The following is a 2,974-nucleotide window of genomic DNA, read 5'->3' on the forward strand; positions in this document are numbered from 1 at the left end:
TGGCCCCTGCCGCTGCGCCGGTACAAAACGTGGCCCCGGCTGCGCCCGCCGCTGCGCCGGCACAACACGTGGCTCCGGCTGCGCCCGCCGCTGCGCCGGTACAAAACGTGGCCCCGGCTGCGCCCGCCGCCGCGCCGGCAGAAAACGTGGCTCCGACGGTAACGGCGGCCGGCTATACCCCGGCGGCAGTGACCTCTGCCGGCTATGCGCCAGCCCCGACGGCGGCTCCGGCTGGCGGTAGCCCGGCGAATAGCGCCCCCGTCGCTACGGTGACAGCGGCAGCCCCCGCAGCCCCGGCTCCGGTGCCCGCTGAAGCCCCTGCAGCAACGACGTTAACCGCCGCAACCGCACCGGCCAACCCGGCCGCAGAGGCTGAGCTGAAGCAGCGTATCAGCGAGCTGGGTGACCTGACCGTGCTCAATCAGGAAGATTTGGAAGTGATGGCCGAAGGGACGGATCTGCCGCTGGCCGCGCTGGTGAAACATCAGAAGCTGCAGCAGGTGATGAATAAAGCGCGGGGAGCCACGGTATGAAGCGTCTGATGGCCCTGCTGCTGCTGGCGGCTTCCGCTGGCGGTTATGCTGCCGACCGTAACGACATTCCAAGCTGCTACAGCTTTGCCAGACTGGACGCCCAGCGTCCGGCCAGCGGCGGCCGTGAGCTGGTGCTGATCGTCGATCAGACGGTCAAAGTGCCGGACGACCTGAAAAAGTCGATCTGGCAGCAGGTGGTGCGTTACACCCAGCCCGGCGACCATATCATCATGTATCAGTTCTCGGCGCTGCTGCAGGACAACTACATGAAGCGCGCCTTCGACGGCACGCTGGAGCGCCCGTTTACCGATCAAAAGGCGCGTAACAGCCTCGGCATGGACAGCCTGAAATCACTGGACGGCTGCCTGCTGCAGCAGAAGCAGTTCTTTGACCAGAGCATCGGCAAAAAGATGGCCGCGGCCTTCGCCGGTCAGGGCGATAACGTGGCGAAAAGTGAAATCATGGACAGCCTGAAGCGTATTGCCGACGATCTGAAAGCCACCCCGGCCGAACAGCGTACCGTGCTGCTGGTCTCCGATATGCTGGAGAACAGCGATTTCGGCAGCTTCTACAGCAGTAATCAGATCCGCCTGCTGGCCCCGGCGAAAGAGATGGCGCGGGTCAGCCAGCAGCAGCTGCTGGCCGATTTTGCCGGCAGCCGGGTCTATATCGCCGGCGCGGGGTTAATCGATACCGATGCGAAGAACAACTACCGTTCCGGAAAAATCATGCAGCAGCTGGAAACCTTCTGGCGCGGCTGGTTTGAGGCCTCCCACGCGACGGTGGTCAGCTTTGGCGCACCGGAGCTGACGGTAGACCTGCGTTAATCCTCCCGGGCAGGCCACGTGCAGAACGTCGCGTGGCCTGCCCTCCTCTCACCGGAACGCGCGACGCGTTCACCACCTGGTACCCCTTCCCGACCTGTACTGCGATCCTCAGCCAGTGACGTTGCCCCCCTTCAGCGCCCGCCCGGGCGCCGGGCGCCACTCATCACCGGCATCGCTTCACGCATCATCGCCAGAAACATGCGTAAGCGCGCCGGGTAGTAGCGCGCGTGCGGATAGACCAGATACACCGGCAGCGACGCCGCCTGCCAGGCCGGGGCCAGCTGCAGCAGCCGCCCCTGGGCAATATCCTCCTGCACCACCCACGCCGACGAAATGCCGACACCCAGACCGGCCAGCACCGCGTTGCGCAGCGCGTACAGGCTGTCGGTCAGCAGGCGTGGCTGAATATCGAAACGCTGCACCTCTCCGCCCTGTGTACGGGTCAGCGCCACGCTGTGACGATAGAAGGTGCTCAGCGCCAGCCAGGGCAGCGTTTGCAGTTGCTGCGGCCGGTCGGGCACCGCACGGCCCTGCAGCAACGAGGGGGCGGCAATCACGATACGCGGCACTTCCGCCACCTTCACCGCCACCACCGAAGGCTCGGTGACTTCACCAACGTGTACCGCGCAGTCGATGCCCTCGGCCAGAAAATCCGCCTGCCTGTCGTGCAGCATCCACTCGACGGTGACCTGCGGGTAGCGCTGCAGATAGGCCTGCAGCGGGGCGATCATCTGGTCCTGACCAAACGCATGCGGTACCAGCACCCGCAGCACCCCCTGCGGCTCTTCGGTGACGCCGCGCAGATCGTCCTCGATCCCCTGCCAGTTCTCCAGCAGGCGGCAGGCGTGCTGATAACAGCGTTCGCCATCCTCGGTCAGCTTCATCTGGTGGGTGGTGCGCTGGATCAGCTTCAGGCCGAGCAGGCTCTCCAGCGCCTGCAGGCGTCGGCTGACGGTAGGCTGGGTGGTGGCAAGACGCGCCGCCGCCGCGGAGAGGCTGCCGGCCTCGACGATACGCACAAAGGTCTGCATCAGTTCTATGCGATCGGTGGCAGGTGATTTAATTATATTCATACGTATGACGTATAACACTTCTACCTTTCAGCCGTCTACCGGGCATCACGGCAACCCCGCACAATAGCGCCATCTTAACGACCTAATCAGGTAATCAATCATGTCCACTGACACCCTGCTCTCTTCTGCTGAACAGCCCGCGTCACCGCTGGCCGCGCGCACCGTACTGATGCTGGCGGCGGGCGCCGGCTTCAGCGTCGCCTCAATCTACTACAGCCAGCCGATGCTGGAGCTGCTCGCCTCCGGGCTGCGGGCCGGCGTCAGCACCGCCGGGCTGGTGCCGACGCTGACTCAAGTGGGCTATGCGCTGGGCATCCTGCTGCTGGCCCCGCTCGGCGACCGTTACGATCGCCGCACCATCATCACCCTGAAAGGCGTGCTGCTGACGCTGGCGCTGCTGATGAGCGCGGCGGCGGGCAGTATCACGCTGCTGCTGATTGCCAGCCTGGCGATCGGCATTACCGCCACCATGGCGCAGGATATCGTGCCGGCCTCCGCCAGCCTCTCACCGGCCGCGCAGCGCGGCAAAACCGTCGGCACG

The 2,974-nt window shown here is 65.1% G+C and carries 3 protein-coding genes and 1 pseudogene; 3 read left to right on the forward strand and 1 reads right to left on the reverse strand.

Features of this window, described 5'->3' with window-relative positions:
- Positions 1–533, forward strand: a pseudogene (locus NV64_RS23745) (hypothetical protein); the annotation flags it as partial.
- Positions 530–1,360: a hypothetical protein gene (locus tag NV64_RS22585; protein WP_056235278.1), complete on the forward strand. Its 831-nt coding sequence runs from the start codon at positions 530–532 to the stop codon at positions 1,358–1,360. The pseudogene NV64_RS23745 and the gene NV64_RS22585, both read left to right, overlap by 4 nt.
- A gap of 131 nt (positions 1,361–1,491) precedes the next feature.
- Here NV64_RS22585 and NV64_RS22590 read toward each other — a convergent pair whose 3' ends face one another.
- The gene (locus NV64_RS22590; protein WP_056235277.1) at positions 1,492–2,433 is read right to left on the reverse strand and encodes a LysR family transcriptional regulator; all 942 of its coding nucleotides are present in this window, start codon (positions 2,431–2,433) and stop codon (positions 1,492–1,494) included.
- 100 nt (positions 2,434–2,533) lie between these two features.
- Here NV64_RS22590 and NV64_RS22595 point away from each other — a divergent pair.
- A partial coding sequence (locus NV64_RS22595; protein WP_146005542.1) for an MFS transporter occupies positions 2,534–2,974 on the forward strand: 441 nt, incomplete at its 3' end.

This window comes from Erwinia sp. B116 (assembly GCF_002865965.1).
GTDB lineage: Bacteria > Pseudomonadota > Gammaproteobacteria > Enterobacterales > Enterobacteriaceae > Erwinia.

Coding starts and splice junctions, on each gene's coding strand:
- NV64_RS22585 (WP_056235278.1), top strand. CDS start 530: ATGAAGCGTCTGATGGCCCTGCTGCTGCTGGCGGCTTCCGCTGGCGGT.
- NV64_RS22590 (WP_056235277.1), bottom strand. CDS start 2,433: ATGAATATAATTAAATCACCTGCCACCGATCGCATAGAACTGATGCAG.